General features: G+C 62.2%; 34 protein-coding genes. 12 read left to right on the top strand and 22 right to left on the bottom strand.

Going from position 1 to position 15,761, the window contains the following annotated elements; all coding sequences use genetic code 11:
* Window positions 1-83: 83 nt before the first annotated feature.
* From C7451_RS20100 to C7451_RS09015, 22 genes are all read right to left on the bottom strand, one after another.
* Window positions 84-341, bottom strand: a complete 258-nt coding sequence (locus tag C7451_RS20100) for a hypothetical protein (RefSeq protein ID WP_208625172.1) — start codon at window positions 339-341, stop codon at window positions 84-86.
* Window positions 334-540: a hypothetical protein gene (locus C7451_RS19755; protein ID WP_146215321.1), complete on the bottom strand. Its 207-nt coding sequence runs from the start codon at window positions 538-540 to the stop codon at window positions 334-336. Before C7451_RS19755 ends, C7451_RS20100 begins: the two co-directional genes overlap by 8 nt.
* Window positions 537-1,472, bottom strand: coding sequence for a hypothetical protein (locus C7451_RS08920; protein WP_110298615.1), 936 nt, complete (start codon window positions 1,470-1,472; stop codon window positions 537-539). Before C7451_RS08920 ends, C7451_RS19755 begins: the two co-directional genes overlap by 4 nt.
* On the bottom strand, window positions 1,465-1,986 hold the full coding sequence (locus tag C7451_RS08925) for a hypothetical protein (protein WP_110298616.1): 522 nt from the start codon (window positions 1,984-1,986) through the stop codon (window positions 1,465-1,467). Before C7451_RS08925 ends, C7451_RS08920 begins: the two co-directional genes overlap by 8 nt.
* Window positions 1,986-2,276, bottom strand: coding sequence for a hypothetical protein (locus tag C7451_RS08930; RefSeq protein ID WP_110298617.1), 291 nt, complete (start codon window positions 2,274-2,276; stop codon window positions 1,986-1,988). Before C7451_RS08930 ends, C7451_RS08925 begins: the two co-directional genes overlap by 1 nt.
* On the bottom strand, window positions 2,269-2,928 hold the full coding sequence (locus C7451_RS08935; protein ID WP_146215322.1) for a hypothetical protein: 660 nt from the start codon (window positions 2,926-2,928) through the stop codon (window positions 2,269-2,271). Before C7451_RS08935 ends, C7451_RS08930 begins: the two co-directional genes overlap by 8 nt.
* Complete coding sequence (locus C7451_RS08940; RefSeq protein ID WP_110298619.1) at window positions 2,921-3,208, bottom strand: hypothetical protein; 288 nt, start codon at window positions 3,206-3,208, stop codon at window positions 2,921-2,923. The genes C7451_RS08935 and C7451_RS08940 overlap by 8 nt, the downstream gene beginning before the upstream one ends.
* Window positions 3,205-3,471: a hypothetical protein gene (locus C7451_RS08945; RefSeq protein WP_110298620.1), complete on the bottom strand. Its 267-nt coding sequence runs from the start codon at window positions 3,469-3,471 to the stop codon at window positions 3,205-3,207. Before C7451_RS08945 ends, C7451_RS08940 begins: the two co-directional genes overlap by 4 nt.
* On the bottom strand, window positions 3,468-3,701 hold the full coding sequence (locus C7451_RS08950) for an acyl carrier protein (protein ID WP_110298621.1): 234 nt from the start codon (window positions 3,699-3,701) through the stop codon (window positions 3,468-3,470). The genes C7451_RS08945 and C7451_RS08950 overlap by 4 nt, the downstream gene beginning before the upstream one ends.
* On the bottom strand, window positions 3,698-3,937 hold the full coding sequence (locus tag C7451_RS08955) for a hypothetical protein (RefSeq protein WP_110298622.1): 240 nt from the start codon (window positions 3,935-3,937) through the stop codon (window positions 3,698-3,700). Before C7451_RS08955 ends, C7451_RS08950 begins: the two co-directional genes overlap by 4 nt.
* The gene (locus C7451_RS08960) at window positions 3,934-4,149 is read right to left on the bottom strand and encodes a hypothetical protein (RefSeq protein WP_110298623.1); all 216 of its coding nucleotides are present in this window, start codon (window positions 4,147-4,149) and stop codon (window positions 3,934-3,936) included. The genes C7451_RS08955 and C7451_RS08960 overlap by 4 nt, the downstream gene beginning before the upstream one ends.
* A 70-nt stretch (window positions 4,150-4,219) precedes the next feature.
* Window positions 4,220-4,645 (bottom strand): hypothetical protein, encoded by a 426-nt coding sequence (locus C7451_RS08965; RefSeq protein WP_110298624.1) that lies wholly within the window; start codon window positions 4,643-4,645, stop codon window positions 4,220-4,222.
* Window positions 4,638-4,973, bottom strand: coding sequence for a DUF968 domain-containing protein (locus C7451_RS08970; RefSeq protein WP_110298625.1), 336 nt, complete (start codon window positions 4,971-4,973; stop codon window positions 4,638-4,640). Before C7451_RS08970 ends, C7451_RS08965 begins: the two co-directional genes overlap by 8 nt.
* Window positions 4,973-5,407 (bottom strand): single-stranded DNA-binding protein, encoded by a 435-nt coding sequence (locus C7451_RS08975; protein ID WP_110298626.1) that lies wholly within the window; start codon window positions 5,405-5,407, stop codon window positions 4,973-4,975. The genes C7451_RS08970 and C7451_RS08975 overlap by 1 nt, the downstream gene beginning before the upstream one ends.
* A gap of 2 nt (window positions 5,408-5,409) precedes the next feature.
* On the bottom strand, window positions 5,410-6,366 hold the full coding sequence (locus tag C7451_RS08980; RefSeq protein WP_146215323.1) for a hypothetical protein: 957 nt from the start codon (window positions 6,364-6,366) through the stop codon (window positions 5,410-5,412).
* 13 nt (window positions 6,367-6,379) lie between these two features.
* Window positions 6,380-7,093 (bottom strand): ERF family protein, encoded by a 714-nt coding sequence (locus C7451_RS08985; protein ID WP_110298628.1) that lies wholly within the window; start codon window positions 7,091-7,093, stop codon window positions 6,380-6,382.
* A gap of 215 nt (window positions 7,094-7,308) precedes the next feature.
* Complete coding sequence (locus tag C7451_RS08990; protein WP_110298629.1) at window positions 7,309-7,569, bottom strand: hypothetical protein; 261 nt, start codon at window positions 7,567-7,569, stop codon at window positions 7,309-7,311.
* Window positions 7,566-7,865, bottom strand: coding sequence for a hypothetical protein (locus tag C7451_RS08995; protein WP_110298630.1), 300 nt, complete (start codon window positions 7,863-7,865; stop codon window positions 7,566-7,568). The genes C7451_RS08990 and C7451_RS08995 overlap by 4 nt, the downstream gene beginning before the upstream one ends.
* Entirely contained in the window at window positions 7,862-8,143 is a 282-nt protein-coding gene (locus tag C7451_RS09000) for a hypothetical protein (RefSeq protein WP_110298631.1), read from the bottom strand. The genes C7451_RS08995 and C7451_RS09000 overlap by 4 nt, the downstream gene beginning before the upstream one ends.
* Complete coding sequence (locus tag C7451_RS09005; RefSeq protein ID WP_110298632.1) at window positions 8,140-8,490, bottom strand: hypothetical protein; 351 nt, start codon at window positions 8,488-8,490, stop codon at window positions 8,140-8,142. Before C7451_RS09005 ends, C7451_RS09000 begins: the two co-directional genes overlap by 4 nt.
* 158 nt (window positions 8,491-8,648) lie before the next feature.
* On the bottom strand, window positions 8,649-9,269 hold the full coding sequence (locus tag C7451_RS09010; RefSeq protein WP_146215324.1) for a hypothetical protein: 621 nt from the start codon (window positions 9,267-9,269) through the stop codon (window positions 8,649-8,651).
* 4 nt (window positions 9,270-9,273) lie between these two features.
* Window positions 9,274-9,606, bottom strand: a complete 333-nt coding sequence (locus tag C7451_RS09015) for a helix-turn-helix domain-containing protein (protein WP_167398490.1) — start codon at window positions 9,604-9,606, stop codon at window positions 9,274-9,276.
* 94 nt (window positions 9,607-9,700) lie between these two features.
* On the opposite strand from C7451_RS09015, the gene C7451_RS09020 reads away from it, so the two are divergent.
* The 12 genes from C7451_RS09020 to C7451_RS09085 all read left to right on the top strand — a co-directional run bounded on the left by C7451_RS09020 (window position 9,701) and on the right by C7451_RS09085 (window position 15,761).
* Entirely contained in the window at window positions 9,701-9,952 is a 252-nt protein-coding gene (locus tag C7451_RS09020; RefSeq protein WP_110298635.1) for a helix-turn-helix domain-containing protein, read from the top strand.
* 30 nt (window positions 9,953-9,982) lie between these two features.
* Complete coding sequence (locus C7451_RS09025) at window positions 9,983-10,387, top strand: hypothetical protein (protein ID WP_110298636.1); 405 nt, start codon at window positions 9,983-9,985, stop codon at window positions 10,385-10,387.
* 354 nt (window positions 10,388-10,741) lie between these two features.
* On the top strand, window positions 10,742-11,170 hold the full coding sequence (locus tag C7451_RS09035; protein WP_146215325.1) for a helix-turn-helix domain-containing protein: 429 nt from the start codon (window positions 10,742-10,744) through the stop codon (window positions 11,168-11,170).
* Between the two features lie 364 nt (window positions 11,171-11,534).
* The gene (locus C7451_RS09045; RefSeq protein ID WP_110298640.1) at window positions 11,535-11,720 is read left to right on the top strand and encodes a hypothetical protein; all 186 of its coding nucleotides are present in this window, start codon (window positions 11,535-11,537) and stop codon (window positions 11,718-11,720) included.
* Window positions 11,717-12,454 (top strand): DNA-methyltransferase, encoded by a 738-nt coding sequence (locus tag C7451_RS09050; protein ID WP_110298641.1) that lies wholly within the window; start codon window positions 11,717-11,719, stop codon window positions 12,452-12,454. The genes C7451_RS09045 and C7451_RS09050 overlap by 4 nt, the downstream gene beginning before the upstream one ends.
* A 190-nt stretch (window positions 12,455-12,644) precedes the next feature.
* Window positions 12,645-12,932, top strand: a complete 288-nt coding sequence (locus C7451_RS09055; protein WP_110298782.1) for a DUF2312 domain-containing protein — start codon at window positions 12,645-12,647, stop codon at window positions 12,930-12,932.
* 3 nt (window positions 12,933-12,935) lie between these two features.
* Window positions 12,936-13,289 carry a RusA family crossover junction endodeoxyribonuclease gene (locus C7451_RS09060; RefSeq protein WP_110298642.1) on the top strand — a complete coding sequence of 118 codons (354 nt, stop codon included), beginning with the start codon at window positions 12,936-12,938 and terminating at the stop codon, window positions 13,287-13,289.
* Entirely contained in the window at window positions 13,286-13,645 is a 360-nt protein-coding gene (locus C7451_RS09065; RefSeq protein ID WP_110298643.1) for a helix-turn-helix domain-containing protein, read from the top strand. Before C7451_RS09060 ends, C7451_RS09065 begins: the two co-directional genes overlap by 4 nt.
* Entirely contained in the window at window positions 13,642-14,262 is a 621-nt protein-coding gene (locus tag C7451_RS20105) for an HNH endonuclease (protein WP_208625173.1), read from the top strand. The genes C7451_RS09065 and C7451_RS20105 overlap by 4 nt, the downstream gene beginning before the upstream one ends.
* Window positions 14,259-15,038: a hypothetical protein gene (locus tag C7451_RS19760; RefSeq protein ID WP_146215326.1), complete on the top strand. Its 780-nt coding sequence runs from the start codon at window positions 14,259-14,261 to the stop codon at window positions 15,036-15,038. The genes C7451_RS20105 and C7451_RS19760 overlap by 4 nt, the downstream gene beginning before the upstream one ends.
* Complete coding sequence (locus C7451_RS09080) at window positions 14,992-15,459, top strand: hypothetical protein (RefSeq protein WP_146215327.1); 468 nt, start codon at window positions 14,992-14,994, stop codon at window positions 15,457-15,459. Before C7451_RS19760 ends, C7451_RS09080 begins: the two co-directional genes overlap by 47 nt.
* Complete coding sequence (locus C7451_RS09085) at window positions 15,456-15,761, top strand: hypothetical protein (protein ID WP_110298646.1); 306 nt, start codon at window positions 15,456-15,458, stop codon at window positions 15,759-15,761. Before C7451_RS09080 ends, C7451_RS09085 begins: the two co-directional genes overlap by 4 nt.

A 15,761-nucleotide genomic window follows, 5' to 3' on the forward strand; every position in this document is an offset into this window, starting at 1 on the left:
CATGCCCTCCGAGCATGACCATCGTTCGGCTAGGCTGCGAACGCTGAACGGCATATCCGCCTGCTGGTTGCGCGCCGCTGCCGTCATCCCTTCCGCTCCTCCACATAGGCCGCCGCACGATAACGCGCCGCGCGCCTGGCAGCGTCCCGATCGGTCCGCTGCAAAATCTGGTCGATGCGCTTCTGCACCCGGTTGGGCTTGCGGCTGTTGCCGATGTGCCAGCCAGCGCATTTGCGGCACTGATAGACATCCATGGCGGCGCTTTTCATGCGCCGGGCAGCGATGCACGCAGAGGTCTTGTCGGGGTGCCGGACCTTGCCGGTGCAGCCGTCTTTAGCCACGCGCCTTCTCCTCCAAATAAAGCCCCGCCCGGACATGATCGGCGGCCATGCGAAAAGCGCGGGCGAAGTGCCGGTTCTGCGTCCACAGATAGCTATCCTCGGGTATGTCTCTGAGGCTCAAGTTCCTCTCCGCCGCAAGCCGGTCCAGCCCCTCGGCTATCTCGCGCTCGATCTGCGCGCGGGTGGGGGTGGTGGTCATGCTGCGGCCTTTCCGTAGGGCGAAGCCCAGTTCGGATCGCGTCGCTCGCCACAGAACTTGCACTGATCAAAGGGATTGTCCTTCGTCGAGCTGCCGCTGCGCGTATAGTCATGGCCGGGGCAGTCAGCCGGATCGACATGAAGCCCCTTGGGCAGGCCGGTCTGCGGGATCAGCGGCTCAAGTTGACGGCCAACGCGATCGGTGACCCATGCCCATTCGAGATGAGGCTGGAAGGTCGCGGCTATGTCGAGAAAGACCTCGGACTTGATGTAGAGGCCGAAATAGCCGCCACGCCGATACCATGGTGGACGCCGATGCGCTCGCCAGCCCATAGACTCGTCGATTTTCTCGTCGATATCGTAGCTGATTTCTAGGTAGCCATCCGGTGCGCCGCCGTGCCAGGGGCCGCGCAGCCGCAGCGGCGTGCCAGCCTCAACCTTGGTCAGCGTGGTGACGCCATCGGCAAAGACTGGCAGCTCGCATTCGGCCATCGTGATATCGAAGTGCCGCCCGCCGTAACCCTCGCTGTGAGACGTGGCCAGCATCCGATACTCGCTGCGTTCCTCCTCGCCGTTCCAATTGTTCTCCTTTGACGGCTTTTCGATCCAGCGAACGTGCTTATCGAACGTCTGCATCGAAATGCGCCCGCCGTGATAGTGGACGGCAGCAACGCCATCGCGCTCTGCTTTCCAACACCGGGAATCGGCCTTGTGCTTCTGCCATGTCCAGACCGGCGATCCGTCGCGGGTGAACTCCAAGGGATCGGTTCGGCAGCGCACCTTGTAGCGCGGACGGTTGCCCCATCCGTGCATGAACTCGACGTGCAGATCGCGCGCCCATGGCGGCAGAATGCGGGGGCCTGCGGCAAGCTCGATACGCTCGAACGTGATCTGCGCCTCTGCCGCGCGGGTGGCTGGCGGGGTGTCAGGCATGGACTTCGGCCTTTCGTGCGGCGCGTAGTTTCGCAAAGCCCGCGCATCCCCTCGTCGGGTTGCCCTGATCGTCCAGATGCTCGTGGCACATGAACGGCGGTGACAGCGGGTCGCTGCAAAAGTCGGCATCGGCAGTCGTGATCGGTGACTGATTGGCGATGGTGCCCAAGCGGAAAGCACAGCCGCCGCAGGCTTCGGGCGCATCGACCTTGCTGGCCAAAATGACGCCTTGCAGCGCGCCAAAAGGCGTCGGCAGGTTGACCCGATCGCTTTCCCGGTCAGGGTGTTCGTGCCCGTCGATGATGCGCTGCATGCTCACCATCTCGGCAGCATTCGCGCAGACCGAATTGGCAAGTCCGATGAACTCGGAAAACAGGGCGGCCATGCGGTCAGGTCCAATGTGCTCCATCATCGCAGACATGACCTCCCTTCGCATGTCGGAAGGCAGCATCGTTGCACCCGCAAGCCACTCGGCATCGTCGGCGTTGATCGCGTAATCGGTCTGGTCAACCATCACCGCAACCCCTGCTTTTCGCGCCAGGCCATCGCGTGGCGCTCGTCCATCGTGATCAGCGGCTCGCCCTCGCAAATATCGCTGAACGCATCCGCCGCAGCGTTGTCGCGCTCCTCGTCGGTCATCGGACGCCAGCCAGCGCCTTCGCACTCCCCGCACGGGGCCGTAAAGTCGCTCGGGTCGAGATCATCGTGGCCGACCATGCGTGCACGCGACGCGCTCGGGATCGTCGTCTGAACTTCGCCGCAGCCATTGCAGGCCGGGCATTCGATTTCGGGGGTGTCAGGCATGGGCGGGTTCCTTCGAAGCGGCAGCGAAAGCCTCAAAAGCCTCTTTGTCGCCAAAGCAGCAGGTGACACCATGTGTGCCGCTGACATTGCGGTCCCATCGAAACGCAGCGGGGCCTATCTTTTGACCGGGCCAGTCAAACTCAATGATCACTTGCTTGATGCGCCCGCCGTCGATGTAGACATGCGAGCCGTGGAAACCCGAACCGATCGGCTTGGGCGTGATGCCGGGAAAGCGATTAGCGAGCCGCTGCGCATAGTGCGCGACAGTCCGCACCTTCAGGCGTTCATCAAAAGCGGCTTCGTGTTCGTGCGCGGTCTGGCATCCCTTGTGGCAGAAAACGGCCCCCTCGCCATATCCAATCACATAGTCGGGGGTCCAGCTTTTGAATGCGCGATAGTCGGCGCAAATCCGCGCGCCGCAATAGTGGCACTCAAAGTTCCATCCATTCCAAACCATGTCGGATGCCGGAACAATCCCGGTTTCTGCATACTGATCAGCCCATTTGGCTCGGCAGCATGAGACGAGGCTGAAATCGCCATCGGCGTAGCGGTCCGCGCCCATCCTGCGGGCGGTGACGGCGTGGCGGGCAAAAATAATGCTGCCCGTGTTCTCAAATCCTTCAAGAACGGCGTAGGCTTTCATCTCAACCATCGTTCTGCATCCTCGGAAACTTCCCCGCCGTCGCGCTGCGGGTGACAGTGAACAGCGGCTCCATCGGCTGCGCGGCGACATCGGCGAGCGGGATCGCGGTGGCACAGGTGGCGCACTCGGCCGACATCCGCCCGACATGCCAGTGCTGGCCGCCGCACCCGGGGCAGCGGTTCGGCTCGCCAGCGTGGTAGAGCGGTTGGAAGCCCCGGTTTGAGACCTGGCGCGCGAAGGCGTGGCTACTAGAGGCTTTCAGCGGCTCACTAAGGGCGGGGGCGGTCATGATGGGAAATCCTCGGGGCAAAGCTTCTCACCCTTGCGCAGAGCCTTTTCCGCGCCTTGGCGGGTCAGCCAGAAGATATCGTCCCCGCCAAATGGCAACGTGCTGCCGTCGCGCTTCTTGGCGTCCCCAGCTTCCACCATCGCCAGCCAAGCCGGATGATCGCTGCCACCAGGGCCGGTGACGTAGCGATTGCGGTATGACCGCTTGCGCTGGCCGTCCAAGCCCAGAGCATGGCGGGCTAATTCGATTTGCTCGCTCGTCATCCCACCCTCCCCTCGACCAGCTTGATCCAGTCGCCGACCGTGGTGCAGGCGGCGGTTTCGTCGTCGGTCACCGTGATCGAGAACTCGTCCTCGACGGCCAGCGCCAGTTCGACCGGATCGAGACTGTCAGCGCCGAGGTCATCGGCCAGGTGCGCATCATCGGTCAGCTGCTCGGCATCGACGCCGAGGTGTTCGCGCAGGATGCGGCGGGTGCGGTCGGCGGGGGTCATTCCGGATCTCCGAAATAGACGCCCGCGATGTTGTGCTGGCAGAACTCGGCCTCGCAGACCTCGCCCTTCCAGACGCGGACGTAGGGAATGTCGCAGTAGACGCCCGGCTTAGCGCAGGCCTCAATGCGGGTGACGCCATTGCGCCCGACCCTGTAGAACGTCGATCCTTCCTCAGAGAGATAGACATCGACCTCGCAGATCGGCTGGTTGACGGGGTGAAGCAGGGCCTGGGTCACTTCCCCTTCCCCTTGTTCTGCTTGAGGTTCTTGCTCGCCTGGGCGATGTCGGCCGTCCACTTGTTCGCCAGCGGGCGCAGGTGGTCGATCTCGGCGCGGAGTTCAGCGATCTTGTCCGCCGCCTCCTTCATCAGCGCGTTGGTGCGCTCGCTGCTCTCGTGCCATTTCGCCAGCGCCGCCTCGTGCTTGGCCTTGGTGACAAATCCGAACATCAATCATCTCCTCGAAAAAGTGACCGGGCGGCATTCTGGTTACCGCGCCGCCCGGTTCCGGGGTGGAAGGCTAAAATTCCGTCAGTGTCGTGACCGGCACATTGAGCCACTTGGCCAGCGTCTCGAATGCCCAGTCGATGTAGGCAGCGCGCTCGTTCTCGGTCATCTTGTGGAACGACACGCTGTCGTAGTTCTTGATGACCTCGCCAGACGGCAGCACGGTTTCAGTGAACAGCCCGCGCCGGTCCTTCAGGATGCGGTGCAGCATATTTTCGTCGATCGCATCGCCCTGACACATGTCGGACAGGATCGGCGCGACTTTGCCCAGCACGACCCAATAAAGCGCCATCCGCTTCATGTTGCCGCGCGTCCGCTTGATCTCGATCCGCACCGGGCCATTGTGATCCAGAGCAGCCAGAGCCTTTTCCGTGGCAGGGTTCGCTGGGAACAGGCCGCCAAGCCTCTTGGTGCACAGCAGGGGGGCGCTTTCAGGCATGTTCCCTCTCCATCTTGTGGCGGTGCGGGCTGGCGCGGTAGAACGATTCCGCCATCGCCTTCATGTCCAGGCCGGTTTCCCGCTCAAATGTCTGTTCGCCCTGCTGATGCTGGCGAGCATGGCATTCCTTGCAGAGCGATATGGTCCAGCGGTCGGATGGCTTGATGCCCGTCCCGCCATCAGTGCCCGTGCGGACATGCGCGCATTCGATAGCGGTCTGCGATCCGCAGGCGCAGCAGGCGTGGCCACGGACCCAAGCGCGGTGCGCAGGGCAGCGCCGGGGCTTCTCGGCCTTGTCGCTCTTGCGGGAGATGCGGGGCGGCAACATCAGAAGGGCACGTCCGAACCGTCATCAGACGGCCAATCGTCGTTCAGGTCATCGTCGCGCGATGCGCTGCCCGGCGCACCGCCCTGCGGCTTGCCGTCGAGCAGCACGATCTTGGCGTCGAAGCCTTGCAGGACGCATTCGGTCGAGTAGCGCTTATTGCCCTGCTGATCGGTCCATTCGCGGGTCTGCTGCTTGCCCTGCACCAGCACGCGGCTGCCCTTGCGCAAGAACCGCTCGCAGATGCCGACCAGGCCATCGCTGAACACCGCGACGGATACCCATTCGGTGCGCTCGCGCTTTTCGCCTTCCTTGGTCTTCCACTGCTCGCCAACGGCAAGGCGGAAGTTGGCCACCCTGCCCCCGTTCTGGAAGCTGCGCACTTCAACGTCAGCGCCCAAGCGCCCGGTGAAGGTAAGTTGGTTGAGGTCGGACATATTCAAACTACCTTTTCTTCGCGGAAATTGAAGCCAGGCACGCCGCGCACCCGGTGCGCCTCAATGCGAGCGTCACGATCCGCCCAGCGCTGGATCAGTGCGCGAAACTCATCCATGAACTCGGGGATCTGCTTGTAATGACCATAAGCTTGGGCCCAGCACCCCGGCTCGCCAGTGCTCTCGGCGTGGTAGACAGTCCGCAGCGAAACCGCGCGAAAGCCAGCGCCGCCAACGCGCACCCGTTCTCTCGACACACCCTCGGCCTGCTGCAAAAGCGACTTTGCAATGGCGAGAGAGTCCTCGGCGCGGTCAATGACCTCAAGGTCTGTGCTGTCCTTGGCCTGCTGATGTTCGGCGATCGCCACCTTGGCTGCTTCAGCCGCACGATCTGCGGCTTCTTTTTCGCGCGCCTTCCGGTCGTCTTCCAGCTTTTGCAGCCATCTGGCCGTGAGCAAGCCAGTTGCCCGGTGCGCATTTGTCAGCAACCCGTCAGGAATCGTCTTCTTGCCCTTAGCGGTGTAGCCGTTCTGCCAATCAGAAATGTTCTTGAGCGCTTCGTTTAACGGCTTTTTTTCGGCGTCTGCGGTTTCTTCGACGAGGTTCTTGGCTTGCTCAAGCATGCGATGCAGCTTCGCCACTTCATCGGCCTGCTGCTGATTGGCGATCGGGGTTCCATCAGCCCAATTCTTCGCCTCGACCAGAAGATCGGCGACGTGAATATCGACAGCCGCTCGGCCATCTGATTTGGCCGGCGCTTCCTCGGGCGGGTTATTGTCGCCGGGGGCAACGCGCGGGTTCTCGTCCTTGTTGGCATCCAGCGCGGCGACATGTTTTTCGAGCGCGGCAATTTCTTCAATGCGCTCGGGAGCCTCCCGCCGCAACTTTTCCAGAGCGTTTTTGGCATAACGGAACGGCATCGTGTCGATTGCGACCGGGCCTTTGCTAGATAGATACATCATGACTTTTTCCCTCTCAGTAAGGAATTTCGTCAGCCAGGATTTCATCCCGCTGCGGCGCGGCCTTCCGGCATTCTGCCTTGAGCCGGTTGATGGTCTTGGCGGCTTGCTCTGCGGTCAGTTCGGTGAGCGCGCTGACGTTCCATCCCTCGACGATGATCTGCGTGGTAAGGGCCGTCTGGTTGGGGATCAGCGCCTTCATTTCGTCGAGCTGCTGTTCGGTGATTCCGGCGGTCGGCTTGGCCTTGCGCTGCGGCTCTTGCTTTGCCTGACGCGGCGCAACGTCATGCGTCGTCGCATCCGCGTCATTGTCGCCCTCGGTGGGGATCGCGAACGCCATGAATGCCGCGTATTTGTAAGCCGCGCTCATGGCCTTGTTGGTGGCCTTGTCGCCGCTGTCCATCGCCTCGCCATAGGTGCGGACGGTGTGAGTGCTGCCATCCTCGACCGACACGAAGTCAAATTCGGCTGTCACGGTCACATAGAAAAGGACGCTTTCCTTTTTCTGCCCGTTCCATTCTTTGACGGTGACGCGCTCGTGCATCTCGCGTTCAATGATGCGGGGCAGGACGCACAGGCCATGCTTGGCAAGCAATGGCGAAAGCGCGCCATAGACCTGATCGATGCCGCGAAACCTATAGTTTTGCTGGGTGTTTTGCCCGTTCTTGGAAATGCCAACCTTGGCCAGCTCGCCTTGCACGGCAGCGATTGCTTTGTAGACAGCAGACATTCGATTATCCTCCAATCACCACAACGGCGGCGGTAAAAACGGTCCATCCTGCGACCAGCCACCCGACCAGCGGGCGCTGGGTGCGCCATGCGAGCGTGAGGATGCGGGTTGCGTGCGGGGTCATGCGAGCCACCATGCGATGACAGCAGCCCAGCCAATGAAGCTGAGCGCAAACATGGCCGCCCACATGCGCAGCGCGGTTACGTCGTCGCTGGTCATGCGCTGACACCTTCCATGGCCGGAAGCTCGACAACAGGCGGGCCCGCGCGCCGTGCGGCAAGATCGCTCAAGGCCATCTGCACAGCCGAAACCAGACCGTCGCCGGGATGGCCGCATGTTCCGCACAGGCCATCTGCCTGCGCATATACGTTCGGGAAAATGCCAAGATCGGGATCGCTGCTGCGGATCAGGCCGACGCTGATGCTGGTGAGGTTGTGCGCTTCCATGAGTGCGACAAGCTGCTCTTCAAGGGTCATGCCGTAATCTCCTTCTTGTTCAACAGCCGCGCAGTCGCGTCGGCCTTCTCCTCGTCGCTCCAATGCGCAGGCCAGCGAGTGCCAGCCTGGATCATGGCGCAGTCGATAATGGTGTTGTGCAGGTCGCGCTGGTGCTGTTCGGTGGCGGCAACCTCGGCGCGATAGGCCGGGTCAGCGCACCAGCGGGCGAGCGTCGGACAGTCGAACGACACGTCGCTGCCGTGCGGGACGTAGCTGATGCCGTCCGTCTCGACGCTGCGAATGCAGGCGGCTTCGCGATGCAGGCGGGCGCTCATGCTGTCACCTGCAATTCCAGCGCAGGCAAACAGGCAACATCGGGCACCCGATTGGCGCGCGCTTCGATGAGCATGGCCTGCAAAGCGTCGGCAACAGTCGCGCCATATCCCCCGCTGCACCCGATGCCAGACTTTGCCGGGCCGTCATAATGACCGCGCGCGTGAAAAGCGTAGGGACCGGGAGTGAACTGCGGAGTGACGCAGATCGTAACGGTGGTCAGGTCATTGTCCGTCGCAATTTTCAGCAGGGCGTCTTCGATCGTCAGGGGCGCGCTCATGCTGCCACCACCTGCCGACGAGCGGCAATCTCGGCTGCGACCAGCTCGCCAAGGTTCTGGCTCACCAGATACCCGAAGTCGTCATAGGTCGCGCTGCCCGGCTTCCCGCCTTCCGGCGTCGCATGGCGAGCATTCAGCGCATCGGTCAGCGCCTGCTGCTGCAGTCCGGCAAGCTGCTCGAACTCGAAGCAATCATAGACCAGGTTGTCGATGTAGTGCGGCGCGTAATCCGCCGACAGGGCGTTGCGGAACGGGCGGTTCGTCGGCTCAATGCCAGATGCGGCGATCAGGCCGATCAGCGCCTGCGCGGCGGGGGCGGTGTGCCAGTGCTTGGGATTGTGCTGCATGGACTGTCTCCGTGGTGTGGAGACATAATTACACCCCGTGTAAGTTCCCTGCAAGCCTAAATTGCATGGGGCGTAACTTTTTTATCGCCGCCATGGTCGCGACGAATCGCCCGCTTACACGGTGGCATGTGCTGGCGATGTAGGAAACTGGTTTTTGCCTAGCGCGCGAGCTGGGCGGTGACGGCATCGACCTTGGCGAGGAACGCGGCAACCTCTACCGGCGCGGTTTCGCGATCGCCATGGCCGCCGTCAAATGCAAGGCGCATCTTCCAAGGGCTGTCAGCGGGCTTCGCTGCGGCATAGTCGAGCACCGCGCGCGGCACGATCGCATGTGCCTCCATGGCGAATAGGCACCCGTAGCGCTGGCAGCCGTCCACATCGCCTGGCAGGTTCACCATATCCAGCGGGACCGCGCCTTCCGGCCCCTCGGCATTCATACGGACCAATCGAAAGCCAGAACGCGCGCTGTAAACCGCGTGAAAGACATAGGTATAGGTCGCCTGCCCGGTTTTGCGATCGATCTCGGCTATGAGATAGGAGTCGGCTTTGCTGACACCGCCCTCCATATTCTGCGCCTGATAGACCGCCCTGCTATCGACGCGAACAAAGGTTTCCATGGGATCATCTACGACGCCGATCAGATCCGAGATATCATCGGGCTTACTCGAGGACAGGCGAGCCCACCAGTCGGCATCGGCCTGGGCTTGCTTTTTCCCGGCAACAGCGGGCGTGGCGATCAATGCCAGCGCCGCGAGCCCCAGTGCAAGCCTCATTTTCACGCGATCAATCCCCGCTATTGGCAGCCTTCAAGCCTTCTATATACGCCATAACACGCTCCTGCTCACGCGCATTCAGGTGGATCATCATGTCGATGACCTTGCCCTCCTTCAGCGGGTTGCGGCCGATCAACTCCCATGGCTGACAACCGTACACATCGGCGAGTGCCAGCAACACCCGCTCGCTATACTGCTGCTTGCCATTTTCGAGCCGTGACAGGCTGGCCTCGGTCGTGGGCAGGTTCGGATCGTCGAAACCCTGCATCGCGCTGACAACTTGCGCCTGAGTTTTTCCGGCGAATTTTCGCCATTCCTTGAGATAGATGCGTCGCTCAGCCATGGCCGCGATCATACTACGCCCGGTGTAAGCAGATAATGCCGCCCGGTGTAATTCGGGCTTGACCGTTAACTTACATGGGGTGTAAGTATGCGGCATGACCCTAGACACCTATTTCGACAGCGGCGCGATGACGCCAGCAGAGCTTGCCAGAAAGACCGGGCTTAGTGCCGCATCGATCGGGCGTATTCTCTTCGGTGAACAGCAGGCGTCGCATAGCGCCATCAAGGCGATAGTTGATGCGACTGACGGCAAGGTCACGGCGCACGATTTGATTTTCGGCGCGCCTCGGGACGCATCTCGCAAGAGGGAAATGTCGCGCCCCGCCCAGCAGGACGCCGCCGCATGAGCGCGCCGCGCACCACGGGAGGCCGCTGACATGGCGCAGATCGGCCCGGTCACCCTGACCCTCACCTGCATTGCCGACAACGCGGTGGAATCGATCCAGTCAGCGCTTGCGGCGATTGAAGCGTCGGGCACTGCCCCGCAGGGATTTGACGACTTCTTTGCGGGCCTCGGCAGCGACCTTGGCGCGGACCTGCGCGAGGATGCTGTTGACCTGCTCTTCGCTGAACCTGTCCTCCGCACCGCAGACGGGGCATTGGAATGCGCTCTCAAGCCCAGCCAGCGGTACATCGAACTTGTGGCCGCAATCGCCCGTGACGGGAATGTGGCCGTTGATTGTAGTGGCCATGGCTGGCCTGTCCTTTCGATCGTGAGTCCTAACACGATTGTAGCCGATGCTGGCGGGGCGGCAATCCCGCCAGCGGAGGGCTGCGCATGAAGGTCTACGGCCACCCCGCGCCATGCTTGGTCACCCTGATCGACGGCGGGCCGGGCATGGTTGTCGAGCCCCTGCGCTTCATTCCCGTTTCCGAACTTCCTTTGCCCTCGGGTCGCGCCTTGGGCACGGCGGGAGAGGTGGCCCCCTTCAGCGCCTATCCCGCCACACAGAACACCGGCCCCCGCTACTCCCTGACAGCCGACACCGTGCGCGGCTGCGAAGGCGATGCTGCTTCGGTTCAAAAGGCGTGCGGGGGATCCGGGGTCCGCAGAGCGCCTGGAAGCATCGCAAGCACGGATTGATGAAATCGCAGGTTTCATGACCCCTGAATTAGCAAGGAAAGTCGATACGATCATGGCTGACCGAGACGGAACAAAACACGACGTTCTGGCCCAGCAGGAGGCCATGCTGCGCCTCGCCGAGCGCGATTACGGCCTGACCGCCAAGCGCATCGCTGCTGAAACCGGCATCCCCCTTTCGACCGTGCAAAGCTGGAAACGCAGTCTTGCACCGGCCCAGATGGCGCTGGGTGATTTCGTGGCCGTCTGCCGCATCATTCCCGATCACCTGACCAGCCTGTGCCTTGAGCCGGCTGGCAAGCAGATCGTCGATGACGGCAGCGGTGACGGCCTGCTGCACGAACTGCTGGTCGAGACCTCGGGCTATGCCGCCGACCATATCGAGCGGATGGCCGATGGCACGATCTGCCACAAGGACAAGGCGGCGCTGGCTGAACGCGCGCGGCGGATCGGCAACCTGGCTGTGAAGGTTGGGCGGTCGTGAGCGCGTCGAGAAAGGAACTGGTAGCGCTCGCGGAGCGCGTAAAGGCTCTCACAGCTCCCAACTTTGCGATCGAGCAAGAGATTTGCCGAGCGCTATTCCCCGACATGCCGTGGCTCTCGCAACCGTATACCTCTGATTTTGAGGCATCGATCTCGTTGGTCCCCAAGGGCTGGTGGTGGTCGTCTGGTGACTGCAGCGTATCGGCAGACGCATCCATGGGGCCTGATGTTGCGCACTGCGACAAGCAAACCCTGGTCCGCTTCGACGAAGGCCTGCACCTCGATCTGCCCAAACCGTCTTGGCCAGCGCAGGCGATGACCGCTCTTGCTTTAACGGCACACGCCGCATTGTTGGAGCCCGCAGCATGATCCGCTGGAACCCCTTCCGCCGCAAGCCCAACCCCGCCGACGCCGGACGCACGCTGTCGCAGCTCGCCGCCGCTGAGCGCGAGGCACGGCAGCTGACCTATCGACAGGCTGTGCGGGCGCGGGCGCTGGAAATGGCGCGCAATCGTGGGCTGGATAAGGCTGTGAGGGTGTTGTCGCGATGAATGCTTGCGTCAACATCGGCAGCGCAACGCTCTACTGCGGCGACAGCCTGCAGATCGTGCCGACGCTTGGCCGGCTCGATCACTGGATTACCGACCCGCCATACGAGAAGATAATGCACGACAGCAAATCGGGCATGAAGGGGCTGGTTCGGCCTGATGGCTCCCATCATTGGAAGCCGCTGGACTTCGCCCCGATCGACGAAATCCGTGCCGATGTAGTGTCGCTGGCATCGGGTAATTGCGACGGCTGGTTCATAGCATTCTGCACGGCTGAGGGTGTTGCCCGGTGGGCCGATGCCATCAATCCCAGCCCGATCAAATACAAGCGCGCCTGCGTCTGGATAAAGCCGGACAGCACGCCGCAGATGAATGGCCAAGGGCCTGCACAAGGGGCCGAGATGTTTGTCTGTGGCTGGGCTGGCAAGGGCTTTGCGCGCTGGAATGCTGGCGGCAAGCGCGGGGTCTACACGCATTGCGTCAATGGCTCTGAGCGCGACGGGCTGCACCCCACCGAAAAGCCGCGTCGCTTGATGGCCGAGATAATCGTCGACTTCACGAACGAGGGCCAGACTATCCTAGACCCGTTCATGGGCACTGGTTCGACTGGCGTTGCCGCTGTTCAGCTTGGTCGCCGGTTTATCGGCATTGAGCAGAACCCGGAATATTTCGAGCGCGCTGTCAAGCGGCTCGAGCAGGCACGCTTGCAGACTGACCTGTTCATCGAGGTCGCCTGACATGACCGGCGGCTCCCTCAATCTCCGCCTCTACCGCCGCGCACGCCGAGATGGCGAGACGCTTGAACGCGCCTGCGAGATATCCGGCCTGACGCTCGGTGAGGCCCGGCTGACCGATGCCGAGGACGCGCGAAATCCACCACCGCCCGAGGCGTTTGAGCTGATCGGGCATAATTCGAGGAACCAGACGATGAGCGATTCCACCGTGACGGCCGACCAGCAATTGCGCCTTTTCATCGAGCGCATTGAGCGCTTGGAAGAGGAAAAGAAGGGCGTCGCCGACGACATCCGCGACACCTACGCCGAGGCGAAGGCGCAGGGTTACGACGTCAAGATCATGCGCCAGGTCGTGAAGCTCCGGAAGATGGAACCTCATGACCGCGCGGAAATGGAAGCGGTGCTCGAGACCTACAAGATCGCCCTGGGAATGCTCGCTGGCACGCCGCTGGGTGACTACGCGCTTTCGAAGGCGGCTTGACCGATGGCAGCGGTCACCATCACTCTGCCCTGGCCGCCATCGAGCCTGAGCGGGCACAACAAGGGCCATTGGCGCGGGAAATCGCCCACGGTCGCGGCGCATCGCAAGACAGCTTGGGCAGAGACCCTGAACGCCAAGATCAGCGTCGCGGCAAAAGGCGATATCCGCGTCCATGTCCGCTTCGTGCCGCCTGATCGGCGTGGCGACCGCACGAACTTCCCGAACCGGATCAAGCCCGTGTTTGACGGTATCGCCGACGCGCTCAAGGTCAACGACGCCCGGTTCCTGCCTTCCTATGAGTTCGCCCAGCCTGAAAAGCCGGGGCGGCTTGAGGTCACGATCGGGGGTGAGGCATGATCGACATGGCACAGCCTGCACCGACGAGCGCGCCTATCACCGCCAAGCGGATCATCGAGATCGTCGCCAAGCACACCGAGGTTTCGGTCGAGGACATGAAAAGCCCACGCCGATATTCGGAGCTCGTCACCGCGCGACACCTGGCTGCGGCACTCATTCGCCAGTGGCGGCCCAACCTGTCCTATCCGCAGATCGGCAAGCTGTTCGGCGGGCGCGATCACAGCACCATCATTCACGGCCAGAAGCTGATCCGCGAGCGTATCAGGCGCAACCCTGACTTGGCGACGCTCGCGCACGATGCCGAGATCGATGTCGTCTACGAGGCATATTTCTCCAAGCGGAGGATGCTGGGGTGAGCGGCTTTGCCGTCATGTCGCGGGCGATGCTCGAGCACCCTGAGCTGCAAGGCGCAGAGCGTTTGGTGGGCTGGTTCAAGCTGGTCGCCAGCGCTGCATTTGAGCCTGTCACCGTCGCGGTCAATGGCGCGCAAATGACCCTCTCAGGCGGCCAGGTCTACGGAACGATCAAGCAGTTTGGCTCCGCCTTTGGCTGGAATGACCTGTCCGTAAACCGATTTTTGAAGCGTCTGGAGATGGCGGGCATGATCTCGCGTTGCATGGTTGGGCGCGGCGTTGTTGTGACCATCCTGGATCGATCGACGTTTGCAGTTGATCGGTTCGAGGGCAATGGATCGGGCCTTATCGCTACCGCGACATCGCCGAACCGCAAGCGCAGGCCAGTTTTCGGCCGCGGTCGGGACACGATACCGGCAGCAGTTCGCAGCGCGGTTCGCGATCGGGATGGCGATAAATGCCGGTATTGCGGCTGCGTTGATGGCCCGTTCGAGTTTGATCACGTCGTTCCTCACTCTCGTGGCGGGCTGGACACGATCGCAAATCTGGTCGTTGCCTGCAGGGCCTGCAACTCGCTCAAGCGCGCTCACACACCTCAAGAAATGGGATGGACGCTATGAGCCGGTGGTTCCGATTCTACGCCGAGGCGATGCGCAATCCGAAGGTGCTGCGGCTGTCCGATAAGGACTTCCGGCTGTGGGTGAACCTGCTCGCCGTCGCATCCGAAAACGATGGGCACATCCCTGCTGATGACGTCCTTAAGCTGGTCTTAGGCATGCGCTTAGACCATCTTAAAGGGGGTCTTAATCGACTGATAAGCGGGGGTCTTATCGATGCCCTAGACGACGGCTATGAGCCGCATCACTGGTCAAAATTCCAATATAAATCAGACACATCGACCGAGCGGGTCCAGAAGCATCGCGCAAAGGGAAACGTTTCTGAAACGGCCCCAGAGACAGAAGCAGATACAGAAACAGATAAAGGGAAGAGAAAGCGCGCGAGCGTCGAGACGGTTTTGCCCGACGACTGGCAACCCGCTGAATTCGGCCCCGATACCAAGTCCCGCAAGATCGTAGACAGTTGGCCGCCCGGAACGCTCGAACACCAGGTCGAGCACTTCGTCGCCCACCATCGCAAGCGCGGCGACAGGTTTCGAGACTGGCAAGCCGCCTGGGCAACATGGGTTCTGAACAGCAGGAAATTCGGGAATGGAACAGACAATCGGAAATCTGGCGGCAGCGGTGGTCAATCCCGATCGCGCGACGGGTTTTTCAACGCCTGCGCTGACGCAGCCATGGGCGGGCACGATGCCGGCGACCCTTTCGGACGACCAGATGGCGGAGCTGGCGATGATCGCCCGCAGCCCCGCCTGCGCCTTGCCACCGGTGGATCCTAAGCGGTTCGCCAAGATCATGGGCTCGATGGCCGCTGTGCTGCCCAAGCGTAACGTCGACGATGCGACCGGAGAGGCGATGTTGAAGATCTACCACCGGATGTTTGGACACCAGCCAGAGCCCGCGCTGGCGTTCCTCGCCAAACAGGCAATCGCGACATGCAAGTGGTTTCCGACCATCGCTGAATGCAACGAGATCTTGGCGAAGTGGAAACGACCGGCAGACCCGCGCCAAGGGGCCCGGGAGCAAATCGCCGAGGAAATGCAGGCGCGGCTAGACCGCGATATCGCCGCCCTCAGGGCTGGGCGCGTCACGCAGGCCGATGTCGACGCCTGGCCTCCCCGCTGGCGCCAGATCGGCATTACGCAGGGCTATCTCGACGCAGACGGCACGCTGCGGTTCAGCAAAGAGGGCGCGCAATGATGGCAACCGAAAGCCGCAGATCCGATGGCAAGCGGCACGACACCGGGCTCGAGCGTCCGCAGCGCCCCTGCCCCCGCGATTTCCGCGAGCGCTTCCTGGAGATGGGGCACTCGAAGGAACTGACGGAGCATTACCGCACCAACTGGCGCGTGATCGCCCGATGGATCGAAGAATCGGGCGGCGACGAACTGCGGGCCGCGCGCAGCCGGATCACCGGTTGCCCGGTTCGCCCGCACCGCAGGTCCGACCGGGCCAAGCGGTATGTGATGGGGCTGCGATTGACCGCGGCCAAGGGGGATTGA

It is taken from the genome of Blastomonas natatoria (genome assembly GCF_003201955.1).
GTDB classification, from domain to species: Bacteria; Pseudomonadota; Alphaproteobacteria; order Sphingomonadales; family Sphingomonadaceae; genus Blastomonas; species Blastomonas natatoria.